General features: G+C 61.5%; 15 protein-coding genes and 2 pseudogenes. 11 read left to right on the top strand and 6 right to left on the bottom strand.

The window, feature by feature from the left end; all coding sequences use genetic code 11:
- Window positions 1-22: 22 nt before the first annotated feature.
- From mdaB to ACS5Q8_RS24265, 4 genes are all read left to right on the top strand, one after another.
- The gene (gene mdaB, locus ACS5Q8_RS24280; protein ID WP_276194859.1) at window positions 23-613 is read left to right on the top strand and encodes an NADPH:quinone oxidoreductase MdaB; all 591 of its coding nucleotides are present in this window, start codon (window positions 23-25) and stop codon (window positions 611-613) included.
- 30 nt (window positions 614-643) lie between these two features.
- Window positions 644-1540, top strand: coding sequence for a LysR family transcriptional regulator (locus ACS5Q8_RS24275; RefSeq protein ID WP_276194858.1), 897 nt, complete (start codon window positions 644-646; stop codon window positions 1538-1540).
- A 103-nt stretch (window positions 1541-1643) separates the two neighbouring features.
- A complete protein-coding gene (locus ACS5Q8_RS24270) occupies window positions 1644-2537 on the top strand; it encodes an NAD-dependent epimerase/dehydratase family protein (RefSeq protein WP_465159500.1) in 894 nt (297 codons plus the stop codon).
- Window positions 2538-2664: 127 nt separating this feature from the next.
- Window positions 2665-4110, top strand: coding sequence for a SulP family inorganic anion transporter (locus tag ACS5Q8_RS24265; protein WP_443697063.1), 1446 nt, complete (start codon window positions 2665-2667; stop codon window positions 4108-4110).
- 10 nt (window positions 4111-4120) lie between these two features.
- Here ACS5Q8_RS24265 and ACS5Q8_RS24260 read toward each other — a convergent pair whose 3' ends face one another.
- Complete coding sequence (locus tag ACS5Q8_RS24260) at window positions 4121-4501, bottom strand: lysozyme inhibitor LprI family protein (RefSeq protein WP_247399693.1); 381 nt, start codon at window positions 4499-4501, stop codon at window positions 4121-4123.
- 248 nt (window positions 4502-4749) lie between these two features.
- On the opposite strand from ACS5Q8_RS24260, the gene ACS5Q8_RS24255 reads away from it, so the two are divergent.
- From ACS5Q8_RS24255 to ACS5Q8_RS24240, 4 genes are read left to right on the top strand one after another with little or no spacing between them, the layout of a single operon-like run.
- Window positions 4750-6099, top strand: a complete 1350-nt coding sequence (locus tag ACS5Q8_RS24255) for a GntT/GntP/DsdX family permease (RefSeq protein ID WP_465159499.1) — start codon at window positions 4750-4752, stop codon at window positions 6097-6099.
- Window positions 6100-6111: 12 nt separating this feature from the next.
- The gene (locus ACS5Q8_RS24250) at window positions 6112-6972 is read left to right on the top strand and encodes a MurR/RpiR family transcriptional regulator (RefSeq protein WP_465159498.1); all 861 of its coding nucleotides are present in this window, start codon (window positions 6112-6114) and stop codon (window positions 6970-6972) included.
- Between the two features lies 1 nt (window position 6973).
- Window positions 6974-8437 carry an N-acyl-D-amino-acid deacylase family protein gene (locus ACS5Q8_RS24245; protein ID WP_465159497.1) on the top strand — a complete coding sequence of 488 codons (1464 nt, stop codon included), beginning with the start codon at window positions 6974-6976 and terminating at the stop codon, window positions 8435-8437.
- A gap of 29 nt (window positions 8438-8466) precedes the next feature.
- Entirely contained in the window at window positions 8467-8835 is a 369-nt protein-coding gene (locus ACS5Q8_RS24240; RefSeq protein WP_247399685.1) for a glyoxalase superfamily protein, read from the top strand.
- 335 nt (window positions 8836-9170) lie between these two features.
- Here ACS5Q8_RS24240 and ACS5Q8_RS24235 read toward each other — a convergent pair.
- Together ACS5Q8_RS24235 and ACS5Q8_RS24230 are read right to left on the bottom strand one after the other, a co-directional pair.
- Window positions 9171-9767: pseudogene (locus tag ACS5Q8_RS24235) on the bottom strand (methyl-accepting chemotaxis protein); the annotation flags it as partial.
- A 258-nt stretch (window positions 9768-10025) separates the two neighbouring features.
- Window positions 10026-11090, bottom strand: a pseudogene (locus tag ACS5Q8_RS24230) (methyl-accepting chemotaxis protein); the annotation flags it as partial.
- Window positions 11091-11369: 279 nt separating this feature from the next.
- Here ACS5Q8_RS24230 and bamJ point away from each other — a divergent pair.
- Complete coding sequence (gene bamJ, locus ACS5Q8_RS24225; RefSeq protein ID WP_443693856.1) at window positions 11370-11987, top strand: BamJ family beta-barrel-assembly machinery protein; 618 nt, start codon at window positions 11370-11372, stop codon at window positions 11985-11987.
- A 60-nt stretch (window positions 11988-12047) separates the two neighbouring features.
- On the opposite strand, the gene ACS5Q8_RS24220 is transcribed toward bamJ, so the two are convergent.
- The 3 genes from ACS5Q8_RS24220 to ACS5Q8_RS24210 all read right to left on the bottom strand — a co-directional run bounded on the left by ACS5Q8_RS24220 (window position 12048) and on the right by ACS5Q8_RS24210 (window position 13970).
- Window positions 12048-12305: a PA4570 family protein gene (locus ACS5Q8_RS24220; protein WP_276194846.1), complete on the bottom strand. Its 258-nt coding sequence runs from the start codon at window positions 12303-12305 to the stop codon at window positions 12048-12050.
- Window positions 12306-12464: 159 nt separating this feature from the next.
- Window positions 12465-12806 carry a zinc ribbon domain-containing protein YjdM gene (locus ACS5Q8_RS24215; protein WP_046382089.1) on the bottom strand — a complete coding sequence of 114 codons (342 nt, stop codon included), beginning with the start codon at window positions 12804-12806 and terminating at the stop codon, window positions 12465-12467.
- Window positions 12807-13001: 195 nt separating this feature from the next.
- Entirely contained in the window at window positions 13002-13970 is a 969-nt protein-coding gene (locus ACS5Q8_RS24210; protein WP_247399681.1) for a polyprenyl synthetase family protein, read from the bottom strand.
- A 239-nt stretch (window positions 13971-14209) separates the two neighbouring features.
- On the opposite strand from ACS5Q8_RS24210, the gene rplU reads away from it, so the two are divergent.
- Window positions 14210-14524: a 50S ribosomal protein L21 gene (gene rplU / locus ACS5Q8_RS24205; protein WP_007901869.1), complete on the top strand. Its 315-nt coding sequence runs from the start codon at window positions 14210-14212 to the stop codon at window positions 14522-14524.
- 33 nt (window positions 14525-14557) lie between these two features.
- The gene (gene rpmA / locus ACS5Q8_RS24200) at window positions 14558-14833 is read left to right on the top strand and encodes a 50S ribosomal protein L27 (protein ID WP_017340859.1); all 276 of its coding nucleotides are present in this window, start codon (window positions 14558-14560) and stop codon (window positions 14831-14833) included.
- Window positions 14834-14842 lie beyond the last annotated feature (9 nt).

Genomic DNA, 14842 nt, shown 5'->3' with positions numbered 1-14842 from the left:
TTTAATCTTAAGGCGCTCCTCCATGAAAAAAGTCCTGTTGCTCAACGGCGGTAAACAATTCGCCCACTCCGACGGTCGCTACAACAGCACCCTGCATGACGCCGCCGTGGCGGTACTCGACCGTGGCGGTATCGACATCAAGGTCACGCATATCGACGAAGGCTACGACGTGGCCGAAGAGGTCGCCAAATTCCTCTGGGCTGACGTGATCATCTACCAGATGCCCGGCTGGTGGATGGGCGCGCCGTGGATCGTCAAGAAGTACATCGACGAAGTCTTCACCGAAGGTCACGGCAGCCTCTACGCCAGCGATGGTCGCACCCGTTCCGACGCGTCGCAGAAATACGGCAGCGGCGGCCTGATCCACGGCAAGCAGTACATGCTGTCGCTGACCTGGAACGCCCCGCAGCAAGCCTTCGACGACCCGAGCGACTTCTTCGAAGGCCAAGGCGTGGACGCGGTGTACTTGCCGTTTCACAAGGCCAATCAGTTCCTCGGCATGACGGCCTTGCCGACGTTCCTCTGCGTGGACGTCATGAAGCGCCCGGCCATCGACGCTGACGTGGCGCGCTACGAGCAGCATCTGGCGCAGGTGTTCGACCTCTCGGTGTAAGCTGCGCTGTGCCGATAAAGAGGACAGCCTGTGAAAGCCCGATCCGATGAATTACAGATCTTCGTCAGCGTGATTGAGTGCGGCTCGATTTCCGCTGCGGCGGAGCAGGTCGGGCAGACGCCGTCGGCGCTCAGCCGCACCTTGTCGCGCCTGGAAGCCAAACTCGACACCACGCTGATCAACCGCACCACGCGGCGCATGGACCTGACCGAGGAGGGCAAGTATTTCTTCGAGCAGGCCAAGGTGATCCTGGCGCAGATGGATGAGCTGGAGGAGCGCTTGTCGTCGCGCCAGAAAAAACCGGCGGGGCGGTTGCGCATCAATGCCGCCGTGCCGTTCATGCTGCATGGGATCGTGCCTTACATCGCCGAGTTTCGCGGGCTGTACCCGCAGATCCAACTGGAGCTGAACAGTGATGACTTGATCATCGACCTGTTGGAGCAGAGCACCGACATCGCCATTCGCATCGGCGCGCTGGCCGATTCCACCCTGCATGCGCGGTCCCTCGGCTGCACCCCGCTGCATATCCTTGCCAGCCCGGCCTATCTCAAGCAATACGGCACGCCGACCACGGTCGCCGAGTTGGCCGAGCACACCTTGCTTGGCTTCACCCAGACCGAGACGCTCAACCACTGGCCGCTGCGCCACGTGGCGGGTGACCGCTGGCTGATCCAGCCCGGCATTGCCGCGTCCAGCGGCGAAACCTTGCGACAACTGGCGCTCGAAGGGCAGGGCATTGGCTGCCTGTCGAACTTCATGACCAGCGCAGACATCGAGGCCGGGCGCCTGGTGCCGGTGCTGGAGGCGTTCAACAGCGGTTATCGCCAGCCGATCCACGCGGTGTATTACCGCAACTCGCAACTGGCCTTGCGCATCCAATGCTTCCTGGACTTCATCCAGGCCAAGCTGGCGCGGTACGCCTGCTGATTCGTGACCTGCACGCAAGATTGAATTGGGCAATACGGTCTTATTCAACAGGGATGGGGCCTTGATACTGGGCCCATCACTTACTCAGTCAGGAGAGACCGCCATGAACGTATTCGTTACCGGCGCCGCTGGTTTTATCGGCGGTTCCATCGCCACCGGCCTGGTCAAGGCCGGCCACCATGTGACAGGCCTGGTGCGCAGCGCCGATCAAGCCGCCGAGATGACGGCCCTGGGCATCACCCCGGTCATCGGCACTCTGGATGACCGTGCGGTGTTGACCGAACAGGCCACGCAGGCCGACGCGGTGATCAACGCCGCCAGCAGCGACCATCGCGCGGCCGTGGAAACGCTGCTGGCAGCCTTGAAAGGTTCGAACAAACCGTTGCTGCACACCAGCGGTTCGAGCATCGTCGGCGATGCATCGGGCGGCAAGGCCAGTGATGTCATCTACTTCGAAGACCACCTGCCGGAACCGACTGTCGACAAGGCCGCCCGTGTCGCCATCGACAACCGGGTGCTGGCTGCCGCCCAAGACGGCGTGAACTCGGCGGTGATCTGCAACACCCTGATATACGGCCACAGCCTGGGCGTGAAGCGTGACAGCGTGCAATTGCCGCGCTTGCTCAAGCAGGCGCGCAAGAGCGGGGTGGTGCGCCATGTCGGCACAGGGCAGAACATTTGGTCCAATGTGCATATCGAGGACGTGGTCGCGCTCTACCTGCTGGCGCTGGAGAAGAACGTACCGGGCACGTTCTACTTCGTGGAAAGCAGCGAAGCGGCGTTTATCGACATGACCACCGCCATCGCCGATGCCCTGAACCTGGGCAAACCGCAGGATTGGCCCCTGGCCGACGCCGAAGCCGAATGGGGCTATGAAATGGCCAACTACGGCCTGGGCTCCAACAGCCGCGTGCGCGGCAAGCATGCCCGTGAACTGCTGGGTTGGGTGCCCAAGCGCACGTCGGTGGTGGAGTGGATTCGCCGCGAAATGGTCTGATACCCCTCTGCGCTTTTGTGGCGAGGGAGCAAGCTCCCTCGCCACAGGGGTATGCACAATCGCTGGCCCCACCGCGCCCAATTCCGTACCATTCCCCGCCTTATTCCCCGCAATGCCCTGGTACCTCATGAACCTCACCCGTCTTCGCGCCGACGCCCTGGCCGGCCTCACCACGTCTTTTGCCTTGCTGCCAGAATGCATCGCCTTTGCCCTGGTGGCGCACCTCAACCCGCTGATGGGCCTCTACGGCGCGTTCATCATCTGCACCCTCACGGCGTTGTTCGGCGGCCGGCCGGGGATGGTTTCTGGCGCGGCAGGGTCGATGGCGGTGGTGATCGTCGCGCTGGTGGTGCAACACGGCGTGGAGTATTTGCTCGCGACGGTGCTGCTGGGCGGGTTGATCATGCTGGTCTTCGGCCTGCTGCGCCTGGGCAAACTGGTGCGGATGGTGCCGCACCCGGTGATGCTGGGGTTCGTCAACGGCCTGGCGATCATCATCGCCCTGGCGCAGTTGGAGCATTTCAAAAGCGCTGATACCTGGCTCAGCGGCACGCCGCTGTATGTGATGAGCGGCCTGGTGCTGGTGACCATGGCCATCGTCTACCTGTTGCCGCGCCTGACCCGTGCGGTGCCGCCGGCCCTGGTGGCGATCCTCGGCGTGGGCCTGGCGGTGTACCTGCTGGGCTTGCCGACGCGCACGCTGGGCGACATGGCCCACATCGCCGGTGGCCTGCCGAGCTTCGCGCTGCCGCAGATCCCCTGGACCCTGGAGACCCTCGGCATCATCGCGCCCTACGCATTTTTGATGGCGATGGTTGGCCTGCTGGAAACCCTGTTGACCCTGAATCTCACCGACGAAATCACCGAGAGCCGCGGCTATCCCGACCGTGAGAGCGTGGCCCTGGGCGCCGCGAATATGCTCTCGGGCCTGTTCGGCGGCATGGGCGGTTGCGCCATGATCGGGCAAACCGTGATCAACCTCAGCTCCGGCGGGCGCGGGCGTTTCTCCGGGGTCTTGGCCGGGGTGATGATCCTGTTGTTCATTCTGTTTCTGTCACCGCTGATCGAGCGCATTCCGCTGGCGGCGCTGGTGGGGGTGATGTTCGTGGTGTCGCAGCAGACCTTCGCCTGGGCGTCGCTGCGGGTGATCAACAAGGTGCCGCTCAACGACGTGCTGGTGATCATCGCGGTGACCGTGATCACCGTGTTCACCGACCTGGCCACGGCCGTGTTGTGCGGGATCGTGATCGCGGCGCTGAACTTCGCCTGGCAACAGGCGCGGGAGTTGTATGCGGATGAACATCTGGAAGCGGACGGCAGCAAGCTCTACCGCGTGCATGGCACCTTGTTCTTTGCCTCGACCACGCCGTTTTTGAACTGCTTTGACCCTGCGAACGACCCGGCAGCGGTGACGCTGGATTGCCGTCACCTGAGCGTTGTCGACTACTCCGCGATTGCCGCGCTGATGACCTTGCGCGAGCGCTACAGCAAGGCCGGCAAGCATCTGCGCGTGCTGCATTTGTCCGAGCGCTGCAAGAAGCTGCTCAAGCGCGCCAAGGTCCATCACGACTGATTGTGAGGGATCACGGCCCGACCAGGTCTTCCAGTTCCTGGGCGCGGGTCTGGGTCATGTCCAGCACGCAGCCGGTGCCGTTGACCTGATCAATGCTGCCGCCGGTGGCACTGCCGGCAAAGGCGCAATTGGCATCGCGGTACTTTATCCACAGGCGCTGCACGTCCTGCAATTGCTGCTTGCGCGCACCTTCCTGGGCGGCGAGGGCGGTCTTGTAGGCGGTGTTCAGGCGCGTGTCCTGCACTTTGGTTTGCTGGGTGTTGCACTTGACCATGTCGACGGTCGTGTTGGCGCTGTCCATGCATTTCTTCAGTGCGGCGTTGTCGGCGGCCGACGCGCTGCTGCACAGGGCGAGCAGCACGGCGCTGGCGGCGAGGGAGGTGCGGATCATGAGCGAGTGTCCTGGATGTCGGTGGGTGCGCATTTTAAGACTCAAGCGCGCGTGTTGAGTTTCCAGCCTTTTCTGAACTTGATGTAAGAACACCCCCTGAATTTTCATGCGCCGCTGTCGGGCATGTCCCAACGCGACAGCGCTTATCTGTGGGCGAAAATTACTTTCATGAAAATTGAAAATGCTCCTCGGTAATGATTTATGAGTTTCACAACCCATTCGACGTGACCCTTTCCGAGGAGTACCGCATGGCCGCATCACCGGGCTTCGGGCTATTGGCATACGCTGCCATCGCCATCATTGCTTTGATCGTGCTGATTGCACGTTACCGACTCAACCCGTTTATCGTCATCACCCTGGTGTCCATCGGCCTGGCGCTGATGGCCGGGATGCCGGCGGACTCCATCATGGGCTCCTATGAGGCGGGCGTCGGTAAAACCCTGGGGCATATCGCCCTGGTGGTCGCGCTGGGCACCATGCTCGGCAAGATGATGGCTGAATCCGGTGGCGCCGAGCAGGTGGCGCGCACGCTGATCAACCGGTTTGGCGAGCGCAATGCCCACTGGGCGATGGTGTGCATTGCCTTTCTGGTGGGGCTGCCGCTGTTTTTCGAGGTCGGTTTTGTGTTGCTGGTGCCGATCGCCTTTACCGTGGCGCGGCGCGTGGGGGTGTCGATCCTGATGGTCGGCTTGCCGATGGTAGCCGGCCTGTCGGTGGTGCATGCGCTGGTGCCGCCGCACCCGGCGGCGATGATGGCGGTGCTGGCGTACAACGCCTCGGTCGGGCAGACCGTGCTCTATGCGATTTTGATCGGCATTCCCACGGCGATCATCGCCGGCCCGCTGTATGCCAAGTTCATCGTGCCGCGCATTCACCTGCCAGCGGAAAACCCGCTGGAACGCCAGTTCATCGAGCGCGAGCCGCGCAGCCGGTTGCCGAGTTTCGCCCTGACCATGGGCACTATTTTGTTGCCGGTGGTGCTGATGATGATCGGCGGCTGGGCCAACGTGATTTCCACGCCTGGCAGCGGTTTTAACCAGTTCCTGTTGTTTATCGGCAACTCGGTGGTCGCGCTACTGGTGGCGACCCTGGTGAGTTTGTGGACCCTCGGCCTGGCGCAGGGTTTCAACCGCGAGTCGATCCTCAAGTTCACCAACGAATGCCTGGCGCCGACCGCGAGTATCACCTTGCTGGTGGGCGCGGGCGGCGGTTTGAACCGGATCTTGGTCGACGCCGGCGTGACCAATGAAATCCTCGGCCTGGCCCATGCCTTCAACCTGTCGCCGCTGGTGATGGGCTGGCTATTCGCCGCGTTGATGCGCATCGCTACCGGGTCGGCCACCGTAGCCATGACCACCGCTTCCGGGGTGGTCGCGCCGGTCGCGCTGGGCCTGGGTTATCCACACCCTGAACTGCTGGTGCTGGCGACCGGTGCGGGTTCGGTGATCTTTTCCCACGTCAACGACGGCGGCTTCTGGCTGATCAAGGAATACTTCAATATGAGCGTGATCCAGACCTTCAAGACCTGGACCGTGTTGGAGACCCTGATTTCAGTAGTTGCCTTCGGTCTGACGTATGGTCTGTCCTGCATCCTGTAATCCGGAGACCCCATGGACATCCTCTACCAGATCCGCGCCCGCCAGGCGTCTTTCAGTGCCGGCGAAGGGCGTATCGCCAAGCTGATGCTCGATGACGTGGGCTTTGCCGCGTCGGCCAGCCTGGAAGAGTTGTCCCAACGCGCCGAGGTCAGCACCGCCACGTTGTCGCGGTTTGCGCGCAGCGTCGGTTGCCGGGATTTGCGCGACTTGCGCCTGCAATTGGCCCAGGCCAGTGGCGTGGGCAGCCGCTTCCTGGACCCGGCGGGCAAGCCTGAGCAGTCGGGGTTTCATCGGCAGATTCTCGGCGATATCGAGGCGACGTTGCGTCAGCATTTGTCGGGGTTCAATCAAGCCGGTTTCGTCGATGCGGTCAGCCTGTTGGGCAAAGCGCGGATGATCCACGCGTTTGGCATGGGCGGCCCGTCGAGCCTGTGCAGCGATGAGTTGCAAGTGCGTCTGGTGCGCCTGGGCTACCCGATTGCCGCCTGCCATGACCCGGTGATGATGCGCGTCACGGCGGCGACGCTGGGGCCGGAGCATGCGTTGATCGTCTGTTCGCTCAGCGGTCTCACCCCGGAGTTGCTGGACGTGGTGGCCCTGGCGCGCAACTACGACACGCCCGTCGTCGCCATCACCCTGGCCGGCTCCCCCCTGGCCGCGCTGGCGGATGTCGTACTGGCGCTGCAACCGGCCGAAACCAGCTTCATCTACAAACCCACGGCGGCGCGCTACGGCATGCTGCTGGCCATCGACCTGCTTGCCACCGAACTGGCGCTGGCCATGCCGGATGACAACCAGGAACGCCTGCGCCGCATCAAGCTGGCCCTCGACGACTATCGCGGCGGCCCTGACAGCCTGCCGCTTGGAGACTGATATGCAGTACGACACGCTGATTCGCCAGGCGCTGATCATGGATGGCCGCAACACGCCTGGGTATGTCGCCGATGTGGGGCTGCGCGACGGGCGTATCGAGGCGATCGGCGACTTGTCGGCAGCGCTGGCCACGCACGTGATCGACGCCCGAGGCCGGGTGTTGGCGCCGGGGTTTATCGATGTACACACCCACGATGACACGGTGGTGATCCGTCAGCCGCAGATGCTGCCCAAGCTCAGCCAGGGCGTGACCACGGTGATTGTCGGTAACTGCGGCATCAGCGCGTCGCCCGTGAGTTTGCGCGGTGATCCGCCGGACCCGATGAACCTGCTGGGCCGGCGTGAGGCGTTCACCTATCCGCGGTTTGCCGATTACCGCGCCGCCGTGGAACGCGCGCATCCGGCGGTCAACGTCGCGGCGCTGATCGGCCACACGGCGCTGCGCAGCAACCATATGGACGACCTGCACCGCTCCGCCACTGTCGATGAAATCGCCGCGATGCGCGTGCAGTTGCGCGACAGCCTGGAAGATGGCGCCCTCGGTTTATCCACCGGCCTGGCCTACGCCAGCGCGTTCAATGCCGAGACCGATGAGGTGCTGCAACTGAGTGAAGAACTGACGGCCTATGGGGCGGTGTACACCACCCATCTGCGCAGTGAGTTCGAACCGGTGCTGGAGGCCATGGACGAGGCGTTTCTGATCGGTCGGCATGCCCAGGTGCCGGTGATCATTTCCCACCTTAAGTGTGCAGGCGCGGGTAACTGGGGGCGTAGTCCGCAGCTGTTGGCGGCGCTGGAGCAGGCGGCGAAAACCCATCCGGTGGGGTGTGATTGTTATCCCTATGCGGCGAGTTCTTCGACCCTGGATCTCAAGCAGGTCACCGACGCGTTTCGCATCACCATCACCTGGTCGACAGCGCACCCGGAAATGGGCGGACGCGACTTGCAGGCGATTGCGGCCGAGTGGGACGTTTCGCTGATGGACGCCGCCCACCGCCTGCAACCGGCGGGGGCGGTGTATTACGGCATGGACGAGGTGGATGTGCGCCGTATCCTCGCGCATCCGCTGTCGATGGTCGGATCGGATGGCTTGCCCGAAGATCCGTTCCCGCATCCGCGCTTGTGGGGCGCGTTTCCACGGGTGTTGGGGCATTTCAGCCGGGACGTCGGGCTGTTCCCGCTGCACACGGCGGTGCATAAGATGACCGGCTTGTCGGCGGCGCGATTCGGCTTGTCCGAGCGGGGCGAAATTCGTGTAGGGCACTGGGCCGATCTGGTGCTGTTCGATCCGCTGCACGTGCGTGATGTGGCAGATTTCGAGGCGCCGCAGCAGGCGGCGCAAGGGATTGATGGCGTGTGGGTCAACGGCGTGTTGAGTTATTGCGACGGACAGCCGAATGGCCAGCGGCCGGGGCGGTTCCTGGCGCGCAGTGGGGATTTGCGGGGTGGGTTTTCGACTCTATAGTGGGCGCTCTTACACACGGAGCGGTTGCCATGCACTTAGGAAAAGTCACCCCCATCCTGCGGATTTTCGACGAGGCCAAGGTGTTGGAGTTCTATGTCGGTTTTCTGGGGTTCACTGTCGATTGGCAGCATCGCTTCGAGGCGAATTTTCCGTTGTACCTGCAGGTGTCGTTGGGTGAGTGCGTGCTGCATTTGTCCGAACACCATGGCGATGCTTCGCCGGGTGCGGCGGTGCGGATTCAGGCGCAGGGCGTAGACGCGTATCAGCAGCAATTGCAGGGCAAGGACTATCGTTTTGCCAAGCCAAGCGTTGAAGAAATGCCCTGGGGTTCGCGGGAGATGAGCATCCGCGATCCGTTTGGCAATCGGCTGGTATTTGTCGAGGAGGGCGAGGGCTGAGGGGTAAAGCGCAGGCAATAAAAAACCGCCTTAGTAGGGCGGTTTTTTTGTGCAAGCCCAGTTTCGGCTGAGGTTGCGTTCTAACAGGAAGCGTTGACCCGTATCCAAAGGCTCACATGTTCCGGTAAGTGCGCTGGAGGTAAGGCCCAACTCATGGAGGGCCGAGTATGTCTAAGTTTGCACGACGTACGTGGAACCTCGTCGTGAATGCCTGTGGCGAGGGAGCTTGCTCCCGGTGGGGCGCGAAGCGGCCCCTACTCAAGTTGATTCAGGTAACGGTTTGGGCTGCTGCGCAGCCCAACGGGAGCAAGCTCCCTCGCCACAATGATTGCGCTTTACACCCGGAAGTGGCTGACCATCTGCTGCAACTGGCTACCCAGCCGTGCCAGTTCCACGCTCGACTTGGCCGTCTCGTCACTCGCGGTGGCGGTCTGTTCCGACACGTCACGCACGTTGATGATGCTGCGGCTGATTTCTTCGGCCACGGCGCTTTGCTCTTCGGCTGCCGCTGCAATCTGCTGGTTCATCGACTGGATATTCGACACCGTGCGGGTGATGTTTTCCAGGGATACGCCGGCCTTGCGCGTCAGCTCGACACTGCTGTCGGTGAGGCTGCGGCTGTTGTTCATCACCGCCGCCACCTGCTGGGTGCCGTTCTGCAAGCCGGCCACCAGGCCTTCGATTTCTTCGGTGGATTTCTGCGTGCGCTGGGCCAGGCCACGCACTTCGTCGGCGACGACGGCAAAGCCACGTCCGGCTTCACCGGCACGCGCTGCTTCAATCGCGGCATTGAGCGCCAGCAGGTTGGTCTGTTCAGCCACGGCCTTGATCACGTCCATTACGCTGCCGATCTTGTTGCTCTCTTGTTGCAGATGGGTCATGGCGTCGGTGGAGCGCGCCACTTCGGCGGCCAGGCGTTCGATCTGGGCGATGGCTTCAGCCACCACTTTGTCGCCTGCGCGGGCTTGGCCATCGGCATCGGCAGCGGCCCGGGAGGCCTGCTCGGCGTTGCGCGCGACTTCCTGCACGGTGGCAGTCATTTCGTGCATGGCGGTGGCGACTTGATCGGTCTCGATCTTCTGGCTATTCACGCCGGCGCTGGTCTGCTCGGTCACGGCCGACAACTCTTCGGCGGCGCTGGCGATTTGGGTCACGCCGTCGCGAATACCGCTGATCAACTCGCGCAGGGTCGTGCCCATGCGCTGGATGCCTTGTTGCAGCACGCCCAGTTCATCACGGCGGGTGACCTGGATATTGTGGCTCAGGTCGCCGGAGGCAATGCGTTCCACCACGGCCAGGGTTTCCTGGATCGGGCGCGTGATCTGGCGGGTGATGACAAGTGCCGCGATGATGCCGACCAGCAACGCCAGCAAGGTGCTGATCAATTGCAGGCTGCGGGCCTGGGCGCTTTCGGCGTCGCGACGTTCGAGCTGGATGTCGTAGAGCTTATCGCTGATGGTGACGATGTCGGCACCTTGGGTGGTCATTTCGGCGCGTGCTGAGACGATATTGGCGTTAGCCGCTTTGTAGTTCTGCACCGCACTGCGGTAGGCGCCGAGGGCGCTTTCCAGTGCGCTGAGCGCGGCCTGTTGGCTGCTGCCAAACACGGCGCCGAGGCCTTTCAAGCCGTTGATGGCTTTTTCGATTTGTGCGGCGGCGCGGGCTTCGGTGTCGGCGTTGACATTGCCGGTGTAGCCGCGCACTTCGTAGCGGGCCAACTGGAACTCTTGCTTGGCATGGGTCACGGCCTGGTACTGGGTGAAGCGCTCGGGGCTGTCGGGCACCTGCTGCACGCTGCTGTCCAACGCGTCGATCTGGGCGTTGGCGATGTCGGCCTTATCACCCATGACCTGGCGCGCAGCATTGCCGTTACGGTAGGCCTCACGCATTTTGTTCAGCGATTGCTGATAAGCCGTGATGACGGCTTTCTGGTCGTTGAGCAGCTTGCGGTTTTCCGGGCTCTTGAAGCTGTCCAGGAGTTTTTGCTGCTGGGCGGTGAAGGCATCCAGGCTGGTCTGTACGTTCTGCGCCACGCTCTCATCGCCGTTGGCCAGCATGTATTGCAGGCGCACGATGCGCAGCTTGGTCAGGGCGGCATTGAGTTGGGTGATGTCGCTCATCCAGTTGCTGCGGTCGATCAGGCTGCCCAGGCTGGTCCAGCCGGTCAGCGCGAGGATCGAGGTGAGGACAAGCACCAGGCCGAAGCCCAGGCCTAGTTTGAGGTTGACGCTGATGTTACCGAACCAGCTGTTCATCGAGTGCTCCGCAAAAATGATGTTTGTCTGCTGGACGGTATTGTTGTTTGAGCCAGCCAAGGTGTTTAGGCGGTATCGGCGGGCGCACGGGAAACTGAAACGTTTAATTAGTTATTGCGATGTACGGGGCCCGGCATCACCGATCACCGACGCCAGGCAGGCATGACGTGGCGGGCGCTCATCCCGTACTCACATTCTGTGCTAGTCTGCTGGCCCTTTTAGTTCTGGGCGGTGCGGGAAAACAGTGTTTTCAGCGCTGCTCTACAGCGGAGCCTCTTCATGTCCGACGTTAATCTGTCCACCGACGAAACCCGCGTCAGCTACGGTATCGGCCGTCAGTTGGGCGACCAACTGCGCGACAACCCACCACCGGGCGTAAGCCTGGACGCGATCCTGGCTGGCCTGACCGACGCGTTCGCCGGCAAGCCAAGCCGTGTTGATCAAGAACAAATGGCTGCCAGCTTCAAGGTCATCCGCGAAATCATGCAAGCCGAAGCGGCTGCCAAGGCTGAAGCCGCGGCAGGCGAGGGCCTTGCGTTCCTGGCGGAAAACGCCAAGCGTGATGGCATCACCACTCTGGCTTCCGGCCTGCAATTCGAAGTGCTGACTGCCGGTGAAGGCGCCAAGCCGACCCGTGAAGACCAAGTGCGCACTCACTACCACGGCACCCTGATCGACGGCACGGTGTTCGACAGCTCCTACGAGCGCGGCCAGCCTGCAGAATTCCCGGTTGGCGGCGTGATCGCTGGCTGGACCGAAGCCCTGCAACTGATGAATGCCGGCAGCAAATGGCGCCTGTACGTGCCGAGCGAACTGGCTTACGGCGCTCAAGGCGTTGGCAGCATTCCGCCGCACAGCGTTCTGGTGTTTGACGTCGAGCTGCTCGACGTTCTGTAAGACCTGCTGATTACCTGTTGGGAAGAGCCTGCTCGCCCCAACAGGGTTTTGCGCGGTTGCTCATGGGTGAAACTTGCCATTGGGCTCCGTCACCGGGCGCAACGCTCGGGCATAGCAGAACAGAAACAGATTGCGCACCACTTCCTTCAGTACACCGGGTTCACTGGAACTCAGGCCATTCACGTCCAAGTCGCCCTGGTCCTGCAGTTCATTGAGCGCTTCTTCCTCCAGCACCGCACAGACTTCCCCGGTTTCCCGATGAAGGATCCGTAGGTAAGGGTGTGGGCGGTCCAGCCAGGCATCTATCAAATAAGTCATGGTCGTTCTCCTTGATAAGTTTCAATGAGAATAATTCTTATTCGTAGAATAGCAAGTGCCTATTGGCGGTTTCTGGTTTTTTCTGTGTGGGTATTGCGCGCGATCAACAGCGAGGGCGAAACGCCATCCCACGGCGGGCGCGGGATGGAAGCCGCAGGATCAGACCTTGCGGACGAACTCGGACTTGAGTTTCATCGGGCCGATACCGTCGATCTTGCAGTCGATATCGTGATCGCCGTCGCACAGGCGGATGTTCTTGACCTTGGTGCCGACCTTGACCACCAGGGAGGTGCCCTTGACCTTGAGGTCTTTGATCACGGTGATGGTGTCGCCGTCCTGCAGGACGTTGCCCACAGAGTCTTTCTTCACGGTTTCATCGCCGGCCACTTCGGCCTCGCCAGTGGCGGACCACTCATGGGCGCATTCCGGGCAGATCAGTTGGGCGCCGTCTTCGTAGGTGAATTCGGAATTGCATTTCGGGCAGGGTGGCAAAGTGCTCACTAAAGCTCCTTAAAGGTCAGGATGGCTAAAGTCGCACATTATATAGGGAATTGTAGGGAGGCAGGGCGCGGTCTTGGATTGGTAATACAAACTAAATGTGGGAGGGGGCTTGCCCCCGATGGCGGTATTGAAGTCGATACAGTTGGCGACTGATACTCCGCTATCGGGGGCAAGCCCCTCCCACATTTGGTATTTCTAGTGCGTGCGCGCGACCGCGAATTCACTCAGCTCAACCAGGGCGTCCCGGTATTCGCTGGCGGGGAGGGCGTCCAGGCATTTGATCGCACGGGCCACGTAGTCACGCGCCAGTTGTGCGGTGTAGTCCAGGGAGCCGGAGGCTTCCACGGCAGCGCGGATGCTTTCCAGGTCTTCGATCCCGCCTTTCTGGATCGCCTTGCGCACCAGGGCCGCTTGTTCCGGCGTGCCTTCGCGCATGGTGTAGATCAGCGGCAAGGTTGGCTTGCCTTCGGCCAGGTCGTCACCGACGTTCTTGCCCAGGGTTTCGGCGTCGCCACGGTAGTCGAGCAGGTCATCTACCAGTTGGAACGCCACGCCCAAGTGATCGCCAAAGGTGCGCAGGGCTTCGGCCTGTTCGGCCGTGGCTTCGCATAGGGCAGCGGCGCTGTGGGTCGAGGCTTCGAAGAGCATCGCGGTTTTGCCGCGAATCACTTCCATGTAGGTTTCTTCGGTGGTGCTGGCGTCACGCACCTTCGACAACTGCAGCACTTCGCCTTCGGCGATGATGCGCGTGGCCTGGGAAAGAATCTTCATCACCTGCATCGAGCCCAGTTCGACCATCATTTCGAACGAGCGCGAATACAGGAAGTCGCCGACCAGCACGCTCGGGGCGTTGCCCCACATGGCGTTGGCGGTCTCGCGACCACGGCGCATGCCGGACATGTCGACCACGTCGTCATGCAGCAGGGTCGCGGTGTGCAGGAATTCGATAGTGGCGGCCAGCAGGCGCAGGTCATCGCCTTCGCGGCCCAGGGCCTTGCCGCACAGCAACACTAATAAAGGACGCAGGCGCTTACCGCCCGCCGACGTAATGTAGTCGCCAATTTTGGAGACCAGCGGCACTTTAGACGTCAGCTGCTGCTTGATGATGCCGTCGACGGCGCTAAAATCGTCCGCGACCGCGCGGTAGAAAGCTTGGGGTTGCATCAGCGACAGTCGCTCCAGAAGGGTTGCGCGGCATGCTAGGACCCTGACCCCGCAGTGTCAAGGCGCGATAGACAGCCTCTTGCAACGCGTCAACGCCTTGCGTACAATCGCGCACCCTGAACTTCCTGGGCAGCACCTGCCTTACGCAATTGCATTCGGGACGTCCATCCCATGCAGCCATGCCAGCCAATACCTCTTCTTATAAAGCGCTGGGTGAGCAGGATTATCGGAGAAATACCATGTCGTATGCAGTAATTGTTACTGGTGGCAAGCAATACAAGGTCGCCCCAGGTGAATACCTGAAGATCGAAAAACTGGAAATCGCTACCGGCGAATCCGTTACTTTTGATCGCGTTCTGTTGGTCGCCAATGGCGATGACGTGAACATCGGCGCTCCAGTTGTTCCTGGCGCTACCGTTGTGGCTGAAGTGATCTCCCAAGGTCGTCACGATAAAGTCCGCATCATCAAGTTCCGTCGTCGTAAGCACCACATGAAGCGTATGGGCCACCGCCAGTGGTACACCGAGATCAAAATCACCGGTATTCAGGCTTAATTTCAGCCTAATCCTCACTAGGAGAATTGACTCATGGCACACAAAAAAGCTGGTGGTAGTACCCGTAACGGTCGCGACTCAGAAGCCAAACGCCTTGGCGTGAAGATGTATGGCGGCCAGGTTATCATTCCGGGCAACATCATCGTGCGTCAGCGCGGCACCCAATTCCACGCCGGTTACGGTGTTGGCATGGGTAAAGATCACACTCTGTTCGCTAAAATCGACGGCGTGATCAAGTTCGAAGTAAAAGGCGCCTTCGGTCGCCGTTACGTGAGCATTGTCCCGAAGACTGAAGTCGTCGCGGCATAATTACGTAGT

The organism is Pseudomonas sp. PAMC25584 (assembly GCF_058135675.1).
This window is presented reverse-complemented; position numbering and strand designations above follow the sequence as displayed.

Coding starts and splice junctions, on each gene's coding strand:
- mdaB (WP_276194859.1), top strand. CDS start 23: ATGAAAAAAGTCCTGTTGCTCAACGGCGGTAAACAATTCGCCCACTCC.
- ACS5Q8_RS24270 (WP_465159500.1), top strand. CDS start 1,644: ATGAACGTATTCGTTACCGGCGCCGCTGGTTTTATCGGCGGTTCCATC.
- ACS5Q8_RS24265 (WP_443697063.1), top strand. CDS start 2,665: ATGAACCTCACCCGTCTTCGCGCCGACGCCCTGGCCGGCCTCACCACG.
- ACS5Q8_RS24260 (WP_247399693.1), bottom strand. CDS start 4,501: ATGATCCGCACCTCCCTCGCCGCCAGCGCCGTGCTGCTCGCCCTGTGC.
- ACS5Q8_RS24255 (WP_465159499.1), top strand. CDS start 4,750: ATGGCCGCATCACCGGGCTTCGGGCTATTGGCATACGCTGCCATCGCC.
- ACS5Q8_RS24250 (WP_465159498.1), top strand. CDS start 6,112: ATGGACATCCTCTACCAGATCCGCGCCCGCCAGGCGTCTTTCAGTGCC.
- ACS5Q8_RS24245 (WP_465159497.1), top strand. CDS start 6,974: ATGCAGTACGACACGCTGATTCGCCAGGCGCTGATCATGGATGGCCGC.
- ACS5Q8_RS24240 (WP_247399685.1), top strand. CDS start 8,467: ATGCACTTAGGAAAAGTCACCCCCATCCTGCGGATTTTCGACGAGGCC.
- bamJ (WP_443693856.1), top strand. CDS start 11,370: ATGTCCGACGTTAATCTGTCCACCGACGAAACCCGCGTCAGCTACGGT.
- ACS5Q8_RS24220 (WP_276194846.1), bottom strand. CDS start 12,305: ATGACTTATTTGATAGATGCCTGGCTGGACCGCCCACACCCTTACCTA.
- ACS5Q8_RS24210 (WP_247399681.1), bottom strand. CDS start 13,970: ATGCAACCCCAAGCTTTCTACCGCGCGGTCGCGGACGATTTTAGCGCC.
- rplU (WP_007901869.1), top strand. CDS start 14,210: ATGTCGTATGCAGTAATTGTTACTGGTGGCAAGCAATACAAGGTCGCC.
- rpmA (WP_017340859.1), top strand. CDS start 14,558: ATGGCACACAAAAAAGCTGGTGGTAGTACCCGTAACGGTCGCGACTCA.